General features: G+C 69.7%; 15 protein-coding genes. 8 read left to right on the top strand and 7 right to left on the bottom strand.

Going from position 1 to position 15,136, the window contains the following annotated elements:
• Nucleotides 1-366: 366 nt before the first annotated feature.
• Nucleotides 367-537 carry a hypothetical protein gene (locus QHF83_RS16860; RefSeq protein ID WP_272418041.1) on the bottom strand — a complete coding sequence of 57 codons (171 nt, stop codon included), beginning with the start codon at nucleotides 535-537 and terminating at the stop codon, nucleotides 367-369.
• Nucleotides 538-611: 74 nt separating this feature from the next.
• On the opposite strand from QHF83_RS16860, the gene QHF83_RS16855 reads away from it, so the two are divergent.
• Nucleotides 612-1,487 (top strand): alpha/beta hydrolase, encoded by an 876-nt coding sequence (locus QHF83_RS16855; RefSeq protein ID WP_282418864.1) that lies wholly within the window; start codon nucleotides 612-614, stop codon nucleotides 1,485-1,487.
• Here the strand turns inward: QHF83_RS16855 and QHF83_RS16850 are convergent.
• Entirely contained in the window at nucleotides 1,484-2,200 is a 717-nt protein-coding gene (locus QHF83_RS16850) for a hypothetical protein (protein ID WP_282418863.1), read from the bottom strand. The genes QHF83_RS16855 and QHF83_RS16850 overlap by 4 nt on opposite strands.
• A 139-nt stretch (nucleotides 2,201-2,339) precedes the next feature.
• On the opposite strand from QHF83_RS16850, the gene QHF83_RS16845 reads away from it, so the two are divergent.
• From QHF83_RS16845 to QHF83_RS16830, 4 genes are all read left to right on the top strand, one after another.
• Nucleotides 2,340-2,882: a hypothetical protein gene (locus tag QHF83_RS16845; RefSeq protein ID WP_282418862.1), complete on the top strand. Its 543-nt coding sequence runs from the start codon at nucleotides 2,340-2,342 to the stop codon at nucleotides 2,880-2,882.
• Nucleotides 2,879-3,292, top strand: coding sequence for a hypothetical protein (locus QHF83_RS16840; RefSeq protein ID WP_282418861.1), 414 nt, complete (start codon nucleotides 2,879-2,881; stop codon nucleotides 3,290-3,292). The genes QHF83_RS16845 and QHF83_RS16840 overlap by 4 nt, the downstream gene beginning before the upstream one ends.
• Nucleotides 3,293-3,425: 133 nt before the next feature.
• Nucleotides 3,426-5,087: a signal recognition particle protein gene (gene ffh / locus QHF83_RS16835; RefSeq protein ID WP_282418860.1), complete on the top strand. Its 1,662-nt coding sequence runs from the start codon at nucleotides 3,426-3,428 to the stop codon at nucleotides 5,085-5,087.
• A gap of 14 nt (nucleotides 5,088-5,101) precedes the next feature.
• Nucleotides 5,102-5,923, top strand: a complete 822-nt coding sequence (locus tag QHF83_RS16830; RefSeq protein ID WP_282418859.1) for a carbohydrate-binding family 9-like protein — start codon at nucleotides 5,102-5,104, stop codon at nucleotides 5,921-5,923.
• Between the two features lie 4 nt (nucleotides 5,924-5,927).
• Here the strand turns inward: QHF83_RS16830 and QHF83_RS16825 are convergent, their stop codons facing one another.
• From QHF83_RS16825 to QHF83_RS16810, 4 genes are all read right to left on the bottom strand, one after another.
• A complete protein-coding gene (locus QHF83_RS16825) occupies nucleotides 5,928-7,205 on the bottom strand; it encodes an agmatine deiminase family protein (RefSeq protein ID WP_282418858.1) in 1,278 nt (425 codons plus the stop codon).
• 3 nt (nucleotides 7,206-7,208) lie between these two features.
• Nucleotides 7,209-8,813 (bottom strand): protein kinase, encoded by a 1,605-nt coding sequence (locus QHF83_RS16820; RefSeq protein ID WP_282418857.1) that lies wholly within the window; start codon nucleotides 8,811-8,813, stop codon nucleotides 7,209-7,211.
• Between the two features lie 82 nt (nucleotides 8,814-8,895).
• Nucleotides 8,896-9,378 (bottom strand): hypothetical protein, encoded by a 483-nt coding sequence (locus QHF83_RS16815; protein WP_282418856.1) that lies wholly within the window; start codon nucleotides 9,376-9,378, stop codon nucleotides 8,896-8,898.
• A gap of 26 nt (nucleotides 9,379-9,404) precedes the next feature.
• The gene (locus QHF83_RS16810; protein WP_282418855.1) at nucleotides 9,405-9,731 is read right to left on the bottom strand and encodes a hypothetical protein; all 327 of its coding nucleotides are present in this window, start codon (nucleotides 9,729-9,731) and stop codon (nucleotides 9,405-9,407) included.
• 207 nt (nucleotides 9,732-9,938) lie between these two features.
• On the opposite strand from QHF83_RS16810, the gene argC reads away from it, so the two are divergent.
• The 3 genes from argC to QHF83_RS16795 all read left to right on the top strand — a co-directional run bounded on the left by argC (nucleotide 9,939) and on the right by QHF83_RS16795 (nucleotide 14,428).
• Entirely contained in the window at nucleotides 9,939-10,985 is a 1,047-nt protein-coding gene (gene argC, locus QHF83_RS16805) for an N-acetyl-gamma-glutamyl-phosphate reductase (protein WP_282418854.1), read from the top strand.
• Nucleotides 10,986-11,051: 66 nt separating this feature from the next.
• Nucleotides 11,052-13,175, top strand: coding sequence for a bifunctional glutamate N-acetyltransferase/amino-acid acetyltransferase ArgJ (gene argJ / locus QHF83_RS16800; RefSeq protein ID WP_282418853.1), 2,124 nt, complete (start codon nucleotides 11,052-11,054; stop codon nucleotides 13,173-13,175).
• The gene (locus tag QHF83_RS16795; protein ID WP_282418852.1) at nucleotides 13,172-14,428 is read left to right on the top strand and encodes an NAD(P)/FAD-dependent oxidoreductase; all 1,257 of its coding nucleotides are present in this window, start codon (nucleotides 13,172-13,174) and stop codon (nucleotides 14,426-14,428) included. The genes argJ and QHF83_RS16795 overlap by 4 nt, the downstream gene beginning before the upstream one ends.
• Here QHF83_RS16795 and QHF83_RS16790 read toward each other — a convergent pair.
• Entirely contained in the window at nucleotides 14,394-15,122 is a 729-nt protein-coding gene (locus QHF83_RS16790) for a hypothetical protein (protein ID WP_282418851.1), read from the bottom strand. The genes QHF83_RS16795 and QHF83_RS16790 overlap by 35 nt on opposite strands.
• Nucleotides 15,123-15,136: the final 14 nt, after the last annotated feature.

The following is a 15,136-nucleotide window of genomic DNA, read 5'->3' as shown; positions in this document are numbered from 1 at the left end:
GCGCGCGGGGGACGACGCCTCGCGACCAGCAGCGAGGTGCTCGTCGTCGAGGCGCGCGCTCACCTCGCAATGCAAGGCAGCGGCCGTCGATGGCTCCGGCTCCGCGCATCCAGCCTGCGTGAACGCGCGGCGGCGCATGCGGGGAATTCGCGGACCACGCGGCGCTCGTTCTCCACGGATCGCCGCGCTTTTTCGGCCGCGTCCGCCCCAAGGCGATCGGCGCCGTCTCCGGCGGTTCGTAGCGCGTTCGTCCGGCGCGTTCGGGCGTGCGTCGATTTTGCCCCCGTCTATTCGCCCACGACCCGAGCGTGCGCACCACGCGCCGGACACGCGCGAGAGCGTCGATCGGGACGTACACGTCCGTCGTCAGTCCTTCTGCGACTTCTTCGAAACGACGGCCGCGAAGACGAGGCCAATCGGGCCGAGCACCGCGCACGTAAGGAACCAGAAGCAGCCGCCGCGGCCCTTCGTCGTCGCGATCCAGGCGCCGAGGATGCCGCAGAGGAGCCAGACCGGAATCCCGAGCTCGAGCTTCATCACCGCTGACGCTAGCACGCCGATGCGCGTCGCGCGGTTCGCCGGCTCCCGCGCGCCTCGTGTAGCCTCTCGGCATGGCTGAGACGAAGACGCTCGAGACGAAGACGCTCGACCTCGGCGATGTCGAGCTCTCGTGCACCGTGCACGGCGACGGCCCGCTCGTCCTCTGCGCGCACGGCTTCCCCGACGACGCGCGCTCGTTCCGCGCCCAGATCGATCCCCTCGTCGCGCGAGGCTTCCGCGTCGCGTGCCCGACGATGCGCGGCTACGCGCCGAGCGGCGTCCCGAAGAGCCGTCGTTACGACGCCGAAGCCCTCGGCCGCGACCTCGTCGCGCTCGCGGATCGACTCTCGCCCGGCTCGCCCGTGCGCCTCGTCGGTCACGACTGGGGCGCCATCGCGGCCTATGCGGCGACCGCGCTCGCGCCCGCGCGTTTCTCCCACCTCGTCACGATCGCCGTGCCGCACCTGCGCGCCACGCTCCCGAAGTTCGCGCTCCCCGCGCAGCTCCGCCGCTCCTGGTACACCGCGTACTTCCAGCTCCGCGGCATCGCCGAGCGTGGCCTCGCGAAGAACGACTTCGCGCTCATCGATCGCCTCTGGCGCGACTGGTCTCCTGGCTACGCCGCGTCCCGCGAGGACCTCGATCGCGTCAAGGCAGGCATCGCCCCGCGCGTGACCGAGGTCCTCGCCTACTACCGCGCGTTCTTCACGCCGAGCACGCTCTTCGGTGAGGCGCGGCGTCTGCTCCTCGAGAAGACGACCGTCCCTGCGAGCCACATCCACGGCGAGGACGACGGCTGCGTCGGCGTCGAGCTCACGCGCGACATCGAGCGACACTTCCTCGCGGGCATCCACGTGCACATCGTCCCGCGCGCGGGACACTTCGTGCACCTCGAGCGGCCCGAGATCGTGAACCCGATCTTGCTCGATTTCCTCGGCGCGCCCTAGCGCGCTTCGCCGTCTCGCACGCGCGCGAGCACGCGCACGATGCCCGCGAGGTTCCACGCAGCGAAGCCGAGGAAGAGCGCCACCAGCGCGACGGCCCATCGCGACGCGCGCGGCGAGCTCCCGTCGATGAGCACCCACGCGTCCTCGGGCACGACCTTGCTCGTCTGCGCGTGCACCGCTTCGGGCAGACGCGTGTGGCGCAGGCCTGCTTTGCGGAACGGGACGAGCCGGCCGGCGAAGCTCGTCGGCGGCACGAAGCGTGGACCCTCGAAGCCCTCGGGCACGCGGATCTCCACCCAGATCTTCTCGTTGCCCGCGACCGGCGCGAGCCGGAACGAATCTCCCTCCGCCGCGCGTCCGTACCGGATCGCCCCCGTCGTGCCGAGCAGCCCCGACGTGCGCACGTAGCGGTTCTCCATGTCCGCGCCGGGCGTGAGCGTCGCGAGGTCCGGCACCTCCACGAGCTGGCCCGGCGTGAGCGCGTAGCGCGCTTCTCCGGAGAGCACGAACGCCATCCAGGCGGCTGCGAGCGCCGTGATCCCCATCAGCACCACCGTCGCCGTGCGCTCGCGTTTCGGCGGCGCGGGCAGCGCGACGAGCTCGGGATCGGACCCCGCGGCGTCGAGGGACGGCGGACGGGGCGCGGTCAGGGTGGGCGACGGATCGCGGGACACGAGCAGGGCGGTGGGGGTGGCGTAGCGGTTTCCGGTCACGAGTATAACCGACGGACATCGCCGGGCGGGCCCGGTTCCGCAGACCTCGCGTCGGATTTCCGCCGCCTGCCCGTCCGGTTCCTCGGGGTCGGGCGGGGGATCTCTTGCCCTCGTGCCCTCGCTTTTCTAGCCTACGCGCGTGGCAACGTCCGCGAAGAAGGTTTCCTCCGTCGTCTGCCCCTCCTGCGGCGTGACGAACTCGCCCGTCCCGCCGAGCGGCCGGTGCGTCTCGTGCGGCGCGTCGATGGAGCTCGGCCGGAGCCGCGACGACGGCGAAGGGCGGCGCGGTGAGGGCGGCTTCAGCGTCGCCTGGGCCGGCATCGCGCTGCTCGTGCAGGCCGTGCTCACGGCGGCGATCGTCGTCGGCTTGCCGATGGTCGTCAGCGCCTTCGACTTCGAGGGCCGCTACGGGATGATGATCGCGGTGCCCGTGTGGTTCGTCGGGGGCATCCTGCTCGGCATGATCTCGCCTGGAAAGACGGTGGCCGAGCCCGTCGTCGCCACGATGCTCGTCGCGATCCCCACGGTCTTTCAGCTCATGAAGTCGCAGACCGTGCGGACGCTGCCGCTCTTCATGTACGTCATCCTCGCGGTGATCGGCGTGCTCTTCACGATGGTCGGCTCCTACATCGGCGAGCGCATCCAGATGGGCCCGGCGCCGAAGCGCGTGGGCGCGGATTGACCTTCCGAACCACGCTCCTCTTCGCGCTCGGCCTCGTCTCTGCCCTCGGCTGCGCGTCGGCCGAGGCCGAGGAGGAGCGCGCGCTCCTCGCGGCGATCGAGGCGCTCCGCGACGCGCCCGCGGAGGACCTCGGGGGACGGAAGAACCTCCTATCGGTGCTCGAAAAGAAGCCGGCCCGAAGCCCCGAGGCCTTGCGCGCCCGGGACGGTTGCGTCGAGGCGTACCGCCTCCTCCTCGAGGGCAAGGAGGGCACCGAGGGCGTCAAGCGCGCGCTCGGCGGCCCGGGTCCGGTGCCGACGACCCTGCTCGCCGACCTCGCCGCGGCCGAGGAGAAAATCAAGAAGAGCAGCGAGGAGGCCATGCCGGCCTGCGAGAAGGCGGCGGCCGAGCTGCGCCTTCGCCGCCGCTGACGGACCTGGGGGTTTGGGGGCGTAGCTCGGCTTGTCCGAGCGTAGCCCCAAGCATCGGACGGAAACCAGGCAAGGGAAAACGCGCCCTGGGGGGTACGGGATGCGCGCGCCTCGTGCTAAAGAGCGCCCCCGTATGTTCGACACGCTCGCCCGAGGTTTTCGTCAGGCCCGCAACCGCCTCGCGGGGCTCACGGAGCTCACCGAGTCCAATATCGAGCCCGCGCTCCGCGAGGTGAGGCTCAGCTTGCTCGAAGCCGACGTCGAGATCGGCGTCGTGAAGGCCTTCCTGAGCCGCGTGAAGGTGAAGGCCGTCGGCCGCACGCTCGACGCGAAGGTCAAGCACGAGGGCGAGACGCTGCAGGTCTCGGCGAGTGATCACTTCGTCAAGATCTGCCACGACGAGCTCGAGGCCATGATGTCGCACGAGGGCGAGCCCATCGTGTGGGCGTCGGGCCGCCCGACCGGGCTCATGATGGTCGGCCTCCAGGGCTCCGGTAAGACCACGACCTGCGCCAAGCTCGCTCGGTACATCTCGAAGCAGGGCAAGAAGCCCATGCTCGTCGCGGCCGACATGCAGCGCCCGGCGGCCGTCGAGCAGCTCAAGGTGCTCGGCAACCAGATCAAGATCCCGGTCTTCAACATCGCGGGCAAGTCGCCCGTCGAGATCTGCGCGGCCGCCGAGGCCGAGGCGAAGAAGCTCGGCCGCGACGTCATCATCTACGACACCGCGGGCCGCCTCGCGATCGACGAGAAGCTCATGCAGGAGCTCGCGGAGATCAAATCGCGCGTCGCGCCGGACAACATCTTCCTCGTGGTCGACGCGATGATCGGCCAGGACTCGGTGAAGACCGCGCGCGCCTTCCACGAGCGGCTCGGCATCAGCGGCGTCGTGCTCACGAAGCTCGACGGCGACGCGCGCGGCGGCGCGGCGATCAGCATCAAGGAGGTCACGGGCGCGCCCGTCCTCTTCAGCGGCATCGGCGAGACGACGGACAAGTTCGAGGAGTTCCGCGCCGACGGCATGGCGAGCCGCATCCTCGGCATGGGCGACGTCGTCGGCCTCATGCAGGACTTCGAGCAGGTCGTCGATCAGAAGAAGGCGGAGAAGGACGCCGAGCGCTTGCTCCAGGGCGACTTCTCGCTCGACGACTTCCTCGAGCAGGTCCGCATGATCCAGAAGATGGGGTCGCTCAAGGACCTCGTCGACAAGCTCCCGCTCGGCGGCATGTTCCCCGGCGGTTTGCCGAAGGACGTGAACCTCGACGACCGCGAGCTCGTGCGGATCGAGTCGATCATCCAGTCGATGACGAGGTTCGAGAAGCGCGATCCTTACGCGCTGATCCGCGAGCCGAGGCGGGCCGAGCGCATCGCGAAGGGCTCGGGCACGAACCCCGAGGCCGTCGCGGAGCTCGTGCAGAAGTTCCTGTTCATGAAGCAGATGATGTCGGGGCTCGGCCAGAACCTCGGCATGATGGGCAAGATCCCCGGCTTGAAGCAGATGGCCCAGATGCGGAACATGCAGAAGGCCATGGCCGGCGGCGGCATGCCGGGCGGCTTCCCGGGCATGCCGGGCATGGGCGGCATGCCGGGCTTCCCTGGGATGGGGATGCCGGGCTTCCCGGGCATGGGCATGCCGGGCTTCCCTGGGATGGGGATGCCGGGCATGGGCATGCCGGGCGGTGGCGCCGAGGGGCCGAGCATGACGAAGATGCGCACGCTCAGTCAGGCCGAGAAGAACGCGAAGAAGGCGCAACGCAAGCGCGAGCGCGACGCGCGGAAGAAGGGCCGGAAGTAGGAGGCGCGGGGCGCATGCGTCGAACTCTCTTCGTCGCGTGCGCGCTCGTGGCCGCGGCCTGCTCGCGGGATTCGATCGCCCCGCCGGAAAAACAGGTTGGCGGGGCGAACACGCAAAACGCGCCGGCCGAGGATCCGCGGCGCGTGATCAAAGAGATCGCCGTGAAGGCGCTCGCGCCCGGCGTCGTGATCACGATCGACGGCAAGCTCGACGAGCCTGCGTGGGCGAAGGCGGCGGACACGGGGCCGTTCGTCGACGTCTCGTCTGGCGCGCCAAACCCGCGGATCCCGGTGCAGGGCAGCGCGCGGCTGCTCTGGGACGACCAGTTCCTCTACGTCGGCTTCGACGTCAAAGACAGCACGATCCGCGGCGGTTTTCCCACGGACGCGCCGGATCCGCACCTCTGGGAGCGCGACACCGTCGAGGTGATGATCGATCCCGACGGCGACGGCGACAACAAGGATTATTACGAGATCCAGGTGAACCCGCAGAACCTCGTCTTCGACTCGCAGTTCGACGATTACAATCGTCCGCGAGGCGGGAACGCCGGGCCGTTCGGGCATCAGGACTGGAGCGCCGGACTCGAAAGCGCCGTCGTCCTGCGCGGCACGATCGACGCGGACGGGGACAAGGACGAGGGATATACCGTCGAGGCGAAGATCCCCTGGAAATCGTTCGCGAAAGCAAAAGCCTCGCCGCCCGCGCCCGGGGATACCTGGCGGATGAATTTTTATGCGATGCAGAACAACGGCGGCGTCGCCTGGTCCCCGATCCTCGGGATGGGGAATTTTCACAAGGCGGCGCGGTTCGGCCGGGTGAAATGGGTGCGCGAATAGCCGCTCAGAGCGGCTCTTGCTGCGTGATGCAATGAACGCCGCCGCCGCCTAGGTTCACGGCCTCGGCGTCGATCGGGACGATCTTCCTCCCGGGAAAAACCTCCCCGAGGATCCGCAGCGCGGCCTCGTCCTTTTCTTTCACGCGCGTTGGCCGCCCTTCCTTGAAATAGACCTGGGCGAGGACCACGCCGTTCGTGACCAGGAAATTCAGGTAACTCGTCGACACGATGATCCGCACCGGCGAGCCCTTCGGAAAGGGCACGCCGCTCGTGTATCGCATCTTCTTCATCGACTCGTAGACGCCGTCTCCGGGGCCGAGCGTGTCATAGAGCGGCTCGGGCATCGGGACACGCACGATCCGGAAAGGACGGCCGTCCTGATCGCCCGTCGCTTCGATCGCCGCGCGCGCCTTTTCGAGCCGCTCGCGCGTCATGGCGCGGATTGGATCCTCCCGCGCCTCGTCCTCGGTCACCTCGCCGAGCAGGATCGTGTGGGCGTCGGCGAACCGCACATACTCGTCGACGTGCCCTCCGGGCGTGAGCGGCGTGTAGATGCCGCCGGGGAGCGGCCCTTCCCAGGTCGCATCGTCCTCCGCGATTCCTTGCGGCAGCCACACGAAATGCGTCGCGCCGAGCGTCCGCCGGAACTCCGCCTCGATCTGCTCGCGCGACAGCCCCGGGTTTCGTTGCCGCTCCACCCGCTCGGTGAGCATCAACGTCCCCGCGCCGTTGAACTCCCGATCGCCCCCTTCGCTCGATAGGCTCGATCGCACGACCGAGAGGCCCCGCAACGCGGCCACGTTTCGATCGACGGCATCCTCGATCAAGCCCGTCCGGCTCGATCGATCGAAGCCGGGATAACCCCAGGCATTGAACGCGTAATCGACGACCGCGCGCCCGCCGCCGCTCGTCTTCACGAAGATCGGCCCCATGTCGCGCAGCCAGATGTCCGCATGCGGCATGGCGTGGATTCGTACGTGATCGGACGGCACGGCATCCCGGGCGAGCCGCTCCCGGATTTCGCGCGCCTCCGCGTCGTCCTGGGCGAGCAGGTCGACCGACACGTGGCCGTGGAGCGCGCGGAGGATGTTCTCCACGACGGGCTCGGTCGGGTGGCCCGCCTTGTTCTCGTACGTCGGCCAGGCGAGCCATATCGACGCGTGCGGCTCGAACTCGGCCGGGAACGAATACGTCTCCTTGCCCTCGGCCTGCGGGGCGGCGGCCTCCGGGGCCTTCGTACACGCGGCGAGGAGAAGGCCGAGGCAGGCGAGGGCAATACGCATAGGTCAGGCGTCGCTTTGCAATGCAGCCCGCGCCGCCCGCTCGATCAAATCGATCGCCGACTTCTCCAGCGGATCGACCCGCTCCGCGCCCACGCGCAGCCGCAGCGTGAGCCGCCGCGTCTCCTTGCGCTTGCCGAACTCCTCGCGGAGCTTCTCGCTGAGCGCCTTCGCGAGCGCGCGCGAGAACTTGCTGCCCGCGTCCGGCACGATGAGCACGAGGCTCGAGGGGCCATACCGGCCGAGGAAGTTCTTTCGCCCGTAGAGCGCGTGCAGCGTGGTCACGAGCTCCCGCAGATCGCCCTCGATCGTCGCCTTGTCCCGCGTCGGATCGAGGCCCCGGAGCGGCAGCTCGAAGACGACGATCGAGAACTTCGTGCCCCTCATCTTCGCCTTCGCGATCGCCTCGTCGAGCGTCAGGCGCAGGTAGCGCTCGCTGTAGGCGCCCGTCGTCGGATCCCGGAACAGCGGGACGTTGTCCTCCCACGACTCGTCGACCGGCTTCGCCTTGCTCTTCGGCGGCTTCGACGGCACCGAGACGGGAGCCTGCGCGTCGGCGTAGAGGAGAGGTTTGTCCGCATGGAGGAGCGGTTTTTCAGGGGCCGGCGCCGGACGCGCGGGCATGGGCGGCGTGAAGCGCGGGGTCGACGGCGGGGGCAGAGCGACGGCGATCGTGGCGTTCGAGGTCACGACGCCGAGGGCCTCGCAGAGCTCGGCGATCGCCTGCGTCGCGCGCTCGGGGCGCCTCTGCGGTTCGAGGTTCGTGGCGCGCGAGAACCAGGCGTCGAACGGGGGCGTGATCCGCACGCCGCGCCGCGCCGCGCGGGTCGTCGCCGGCTCGGGCGGGCCCGCCATGATCCGCTTGAAGAGCACGAACAAGGAGAGCGAACTCTTCGCCTCGCTCATCCAGTACGCCTCGCCGGAGAGCAGCGTGTAGGCGAGGTGGCCGAGCGCGTAGACGTCGGCGCGTGGGCCGATCGCGCCGTCGCCCTGCACCTGCTCGGGCGCCATGTAGAGCGGCGTGCCGACGATCGCGGTGCGCCTCTGGAACGTCGTCTCCACCATCACCTTGGCGACGCCGTAATCCAGGATCTTCACGCACGGGCTTCCGTCGTCGCGCGTCGTGATGAACAGGTTCTCGGGCTTGAGATCCCTGTGCACGATGTTCGCCGCGTGCGTCTTGTCGAGCGCGATCGCCGCCTGTCCCAGATAGAGCACGACCTCGGCCGGCGGCAGGGCGCCTCTCCGCGCGAGCATGCTGCCGAGCTCTTCGCCCGAGAGCAGGTCCATCACGAGGAACGGCATGCTCGTGCTCTCGTCGATGCCCGCGTCGGAGACCTGGACGATGTGGTCGCTCTCGATGCCGCCCGTGATCGTGGCCTCCTGCGCGAAACGCTCGCGCAGGATCGGGTCCTCGATGGTGCCCGGCAGCATCACCTTGAGCGCGCGCCTTCGCCGCGTCGCCTCGTCGAAGGCCTCGTACACGGCGCCCATGCCGCCCGCCTTGATGCAGCGGATGACGCGGTATCGGCCGTGAAAAAGCGCGTCGGGTACGAGCACGTGGGCGCGGCGCCGCCTTGCCGGGACGAAGGAGGCGAGCGCGGAGAGCATGGATGAAGATGGGGACGCAGATCAAGGCCGACGCTTCGGCCTCCGTACGCGTCTCGCGTCCCCCGGCTGTGCGTCCCTTGGATCAGGGAGCTTCTTCGTCGACGTCCTCGCTCGCGGCGACCGCGTCCACGGAGAGCACCGTCAGCATCGACGACGTCGGGAAGTCGGTGTCGACGGGCGTGGTGGTGTCCGCGATGATGCGGAACGGCAGCAGCTCGAGCGTGGTGCTCACCTCCGAGCCGTCGCGCGCGATGAGCGTCGCGTCGCCCTTGTACATCCCTTCGGGCAGCCTCACGCTCATCTGCATCTCCTCGCAGGGCTGATACGCGCGCGCCACGGTGCGGTCGGACATGTCGCGGATGACGAGCTCCATGCGATCGGCGCCGTAGGTCCGGCAGAGGCTCCGGTCGAAGCGGCCTCCGATGGACCAGCGTTGCGTCACCCTCCCCGACTCGTTGCCGAACACCACGTACACGTCGTCGCCGACCGGGCATCCCGCCGTGCTCGCCGCGAGCGTGAGCATGAAGGCCGCCGAGCCTGCCGATTTCAGGATCGAATTGCGCATGAAAAACCTCCCCTGTTTGTCATCGGTCAACGAGGCCGATACTCGCGATGGATCTCGCGCGGTTTCGTGGGACGAACCGGCGGGTAGCCGTACTCGACCGCGGGCGGCGGCACGGCGCGCGGCGCGGTCTGGACATTCGTGCGGTAATTCGCGAGCTCAGGTGGCTCTTCGAGGAACACGACCCAGCCATTGTCCGTCGGCCAGTACCAGCGTCCCTCGACGAGGTAAGCGAGCCGGTCCCGATACGGGACGGCCGGGTACGTATCCACATCGACGGGAACCGCGTTCGCATACGCTACGTCGTAGCCGCCCACGTTCGGGGGCCCGGCCGACAGCGTCGCGGTACAGCCCACGGCCAGCATCGACAATGCGATGACGGTCGCAAAGAGCCACGCGCCGCGATTCGTTCTCCTATATCGTCCGTCCCGGGCGCCAACGTTGCTTCGGATCCGCACAGGTCACCTCGCTTTCGACTCGGACGAGCAACCGAGGTGCCATCACGCGGCGAGCATGCACAACCGTTTGACAAGGGCGTCGTCGCTCAGTAGGGAAGCGCGCCCGTGAGCGCGTCCAAAGTCCCCGTCTCGATCCTCGGCGTCAGCGGCTTCGCCGGCAGCGAGCTCGCGCGGCTCGTCGCCGAACACGCGTCCCTCTCGCTCGCGGGCGTCGCCGCGGATCGATGGCAGGGATCGAAGCTCGGCGAGCGCGTCCGCGTGCCCGCGAGCGTCGGGAAGCTCCCTGTCGCGCCGATGAGCGACGCCGTCGCCGTGGCCCGGCAGAGCGAGGTCGCGCTGCTCGCGACGCCCGCCGAGGTCTCGGCCAAGCTCGCGCCGGAGCTCCTTTCGCACGGCGTGCGCGTCGTCGATCTCTCGGGCGCGTTTCGCCTCGAAGATCCGGCCGCGTATCCGCGCTGGTACGGCTTCGAGCATCCCGCGCCCGAGCTCCTCGCCGAGGCGCACTACGGTTTGCCCGAGGTCGCCTCCGCCTCGACGCGCACGGGCGGCGCGAAGGACGCGCGCCTCATCGCGAACCCCGGCTGTTACGCGACGGCCGCGATCCTCGCGCTCGCGCCGCTCGTCGAGGCGGGCGCGATCGACCCGGCTTCGATGTACGTCGACGGCAAGAGCGGCGTCTCGGGCGCGGGCCGCAAGGTCGAGGAGCGCCTCCTGTTCATGGAGGTCGACGAGAACCTCTCGGCGTACCGCGTGGGCAACCACCAGCACACGCCCGAGATCGAGCAAGCGCTCTCCCGCGCGGGCCGCGTGCGCGCCTCCGTGACGTTCGTCCCGCACCTCTTGCCCGTGCGTCGAGGCCTGCTCGTCACGGCCTTCGCGCGCCTCTCCGGCGCGATCCCGCACGACCAGATCGAGGCGCTCTTCCGCCGCGCGTACGCCCCCGCCGACCTCGTCGAGGTCCGCGCGCCGGAGGACGTCACGCTCGCCCAGGTCGCGTACACCCCGTATGCGCGCCTCGGCGTCCGTGCCGACGCCGAGCGAGGCTCGGTCGTCGTCACGTCTGCGCTCGACAATCTGCTGAAGGGTGCCGCCTCCCAGGCGCTCCAGAACCTCTGCGCCATGATCGGCGCGCCGCCGCTTTCGACGCATTGACAGACCCAAGAAGGGCTCCCCCGCGTCGCGATGCGCGCCGCGGCTCCCCCTATCCCGAGGTGGCCCGTGAAAATACCGCTTGGTTTCTCGTTCGCCGGGGCCTCTGCCGGCATCAAGGTCAAACGCCCCGATCTCGCGCTCGTGCTGTCGGAGGTCCCCGCCGTCGCGGCTGGATGCTTCACGCGCTCGAAGTCGCGCGCGGCGTGCGTCGACTGGAACGTCGCGCGGCTGCCTCGCAAGGACGCGCGCGCGATCGTGGCGAACAGCGGCAACGCGAACTGCCTCGCGGGTGAGGAAGGCGTCCAGGCGAACCAGCGCATGGCGGCGTCCGTCGCCGACGCGCTCGGCGTCCCCGTCGACGCGGTCCTCACGTGCTCGACCGGCGTCATCGGCGTGCCTCTGCCGCATGGAAAAGTCTCCGCCGCGGTCCCTGGCCTCATCGCCAAGCTCGGCCAGGATCCCACGCCCGCGGCCGAGGCGATCCTCACGACGGACACGTGCACGAAGCTCGCCTCGCGCGAGATCTTCCTCGGCGGTGATCGCGTGCGCATCGCGGGCATCGCCAAGGGCTCGGGCATGATCCACCCGAACATGGCCACGATGCTCGCGTTCCTCGTGACCGACGTGGCCATCGACGTCTCCGTGCTCGACTCGATCCTGCACGCGGCCGTCGACGAGACCTTCAACATGGTCAGCGTCGATCGCGACACGTCGACGAACGATCAGGTCCTCGTGCTCGCGAACGGCATGGCGGAGAACGACCCGATCACGCGCCGCGACTCGCCCGAAGCGCAGAGCTTCGCCGCCGCGCTCATCGACATCTGCCGCGAGCTCGCGCGCACCATCGCCGGTGACGGCGAGGGCGCGCAGCACCTCATCACGGTCACCGTGCGCGGCGCCGAGGACCTCACCTCCGCGCGCGCGCTCGCTCGCGCCGTCACCGAATCGAACCTCGCGAAGGCCGCGTTTTTCGGGACGGACCCGAACTGGGGCCGCGTCCTCGCGGCGGTCGGCTCGCGCGCGGCCGAGCAGCACATTCGCTTCGATCCGACCGTGGCGAGCGTGCGCCTGCAGAACATCCTCGTCTACGCGCAGGGCAAGCCGCAGCCCTTCGACGCCGACGCGCTCCGCGCGCTCCTCCGCGGCGAAGAGGTCTTCGTCGACATCGTGGTCGGCGAGGGGCTCGGTGAGGCCACGGCCTGGGGCTGCGACCTTTCCTACGATTACGTACGAATCAACGCCGACTACGCGGCCGTGCTCGTCGACCCCGAGGGCCCGGTGCGCCGCGATCCGAGCCTCGACCACAAGACGCCCGAGCTCAAGGCCGACACGCTCGTGCAGGCGCTCCGCTACATCGAGCGCTTCGCCGGCACGCGCGCGGTCATCAAGTACGGCGGCGCCGCGATGGTGCGCGCCGACCTCAAGGATCGCTTCGCCGAGGACGTGCGCCTGCTCCAGGCCGTGGGTCTGCGGCCGATCATCGTGCATGGCGGCGGCCCGGAGATCTCGCGCACGCTCGAGCAGATGGGGCAGGTGACCGAGTTCGTCGACGGCTTGCGCGTCACCGACGCCGCGAGCTTGCGTGTCGTCGAGATGGTCCTCACGGGCCAGATCAACAAGGAGGTCGTCGCCTCGCTCGCGCGCGCGGGCACGAAGGCCGTGGGTTTGTCCGGCAAGGACGGCGGCCTGATCGAGGCGCGCAAGATGAACATGCCGCCCGGCAAGGATCTCGGCTACGTCGGCGAAGTCGCGCGGGTCGATCCCGACGTGCTCGAGCTCTTGCTCGGCAAGGGCTACATCCCCGTCATCTCGCCGATCGGCCTCGGCAAGGACGGGAACACGTACAACATCAACGCCGACACCGTCGCCGCGGAGGTCGCGGTCGCGTGCGGCGCGCGCAAGCTCATCTACCTGACCGACGTCGCGGGCATCCTCTCGAAGGGCCTGCTCGTGTCGGAGATGAGCGCGGAGGAGCTCGACGCGCGCATGCGTGACGGCACGGTCACGGGCGGCATGCTCCCGAAGGCGGCGTCGATCCTGCGCGCGCTCGAGGGCGGCGTGGAGACGGTGCACATCATCGACGGCCGCGTCCCGCACAACGTGGTGGCGGAGCTCTTCACCTCGCGCGGCGTCGGCACGATGATCCGCGCGGGCGCGCCCAAAGAGGGCGAAGAGTTCCCCATGGGTTGAGCCCGCTCGGCGCCATGCTCGACGCGGAGATCGTGATCGTCGGCGGAGGCCCCGCCGGCATCTCGACGGCGCTTTTTCTCGCGCGCGCCGCGCCCCGGCTCGCCGAGCGGATCGTCGTGCTCGAACGAGCGACGTATCCGCGCGAGAAGATCTGCGCGGGTGCGATCGGCGCGCGCGCGGATCGGCTGCTCGCGTCCATCGGCGTGCGTGTCGACGTCCCGTCGGTCTCGATCCACGGTTTGTCCGTGGACGCTTCGGGCCGAAGGCTCGCCGCGCGCGCCGACGGAGGGCCGATCGGCCGTGTCGTCCGCCGCTTCGAGTTCGATCACGCCTTCGCGCGCGAGGCCATGGCGCGCGGCATACGCGTGCGCGACGGCGTGAAGGTCACGGGCCTCGTGATCGGCGAGCACGACGCGCGGATCGAGACCTCGATCGGCGAGATCCGCGCCCGCGCCGTCATCGGCGCCGACGGCGTCGGTAGCGTCGTGCGGCGCGCGCTCGGCTTGCCGCGCGGCGCGTTCATGGCCCAGGCCGTCGAGGTCGACACCCCCGACGCTCGCGGCGACGGCCCGCGCGACATCCTCCATTTCGACATGGCCGCGCGGGGTTTGCCCGGGTACGCGTGGGATTTTCCGACGCTCGTCCACGGACGGCCCATGGTTTGTCGTGGCATCTACGAGCTCCGCGCCGAGGGCGTGCCCGAGCGCGCCGCGACCGAGCCTGCGCCGGCCGAGCGGCTCCTCGCTCGCGCGAGCGACCAGGGCGCGGCCGTGCCCGCGTCCTCGCTGCGACGCTTCGCCGAACGAGGCCTCTCCTTGCACGAGCCCTTCGCGCGGCCGCGTGTGCTCCTCGTCGGCGAGGCGGCGGGCATCGATCCGGCGCTCGGCGAGGGCATCGCGCAGGCGATCCAATATGGCTCCGTCGCGGGCCCGTACCTCGCGCGCGCGCTCGAAGCGGGCGACCTCTCGTTCGCCTCGTTCCCCGCGGTGCTCCGCGAGAGCCGCCTCGGTTTGGATCTACGCCTGCGCGCGCGCGCGGCGCCTTTCGTGTACGGCGGCGCGCGCCCCGTGATCGAGCGATGGGTCACGCGCTCGCACGCGCTCGCGCGGGCAGGGATGGATTATTTCGCGGGTGAACGAGTCGATCGGCGCGCGCTCGGCAGGAGCGCGCTCGATCTCGGGGTGGCTTTGTTCGGCTGGGCGCTCGATCAGGCGCGTTTCACTTGGGCGCCTCGGTCGGGGGCTTCGCCGTGACGTGCATGAAGTAATTGCCGATCGCCTTGATCTTGAAGAACGCCGTCCCCGTCGCGTCGTCGATCTTCTCGGGCGCGTAGACCGTCCACGTGATCTTCTCGCGGCCCTTGTCGTCGACCTTCACTTCGCCGATCGCGAGGTTCGCGTCCTTCTTGTTGCCCGCGGGGAAGCTGAACTCGAAGGGTTTGTCCAGGGTCTCGAGCGTGGGCAGATCCGGCGAGTTCTCGATCTGCACGAGTAGCCGGTAGATCTTCCCGATCGGCACGCCGGTCGACTTGCCCTTCGGATCGATCTTGAACGTGATGATGTGCGGCGAGCCGAGCGAGCCTTCGCGAAGGCGGAAGACGGCGCGGCCCGAATCGTCGCCGAGCTCGAGCTTCGCGCCCGGGCTCGTGGTGAAGATCGATTGCAGCTCCTTGTCGGAGCTCATCAGCACCGGCGGCCGCTCCTCCACGGACTTCGGCGGGGGCGGCGCTTCGGCGGACGCCGTCGCCGTGGGCTGCGGAGGCGTCTCGGGCGCGGCCGTCGGGGTCTCCGTCGGCGCGGGCGTGGGCGTCGCCGCGGGCGGCGGCTCGGGATTGGCCGGGGGCGGGGTCGGCTCGCCGCCGCACGCCGCGGCAAAGGCAAGGGCGAGCGCCGGCAATCCGAGGATCGAGGTGCGGAGCAGCTTGTCGAAGCGGGTCCGTAGACGCATGAAGCTCGGCGTAG

Origin of the sequence: Polyangium sp. 15x6, assembly GCF_029960785.1 — a bacterium.
In the GTDB taxonomy this organism is placed as follows: Bacteria; Myxococcota_A; Polyangia; order Polyangiales; family Polyangiaceae; genus Polyangium.
This window is presented reverse-complemented; position numbering and strand designations above follow the sequence as displayed.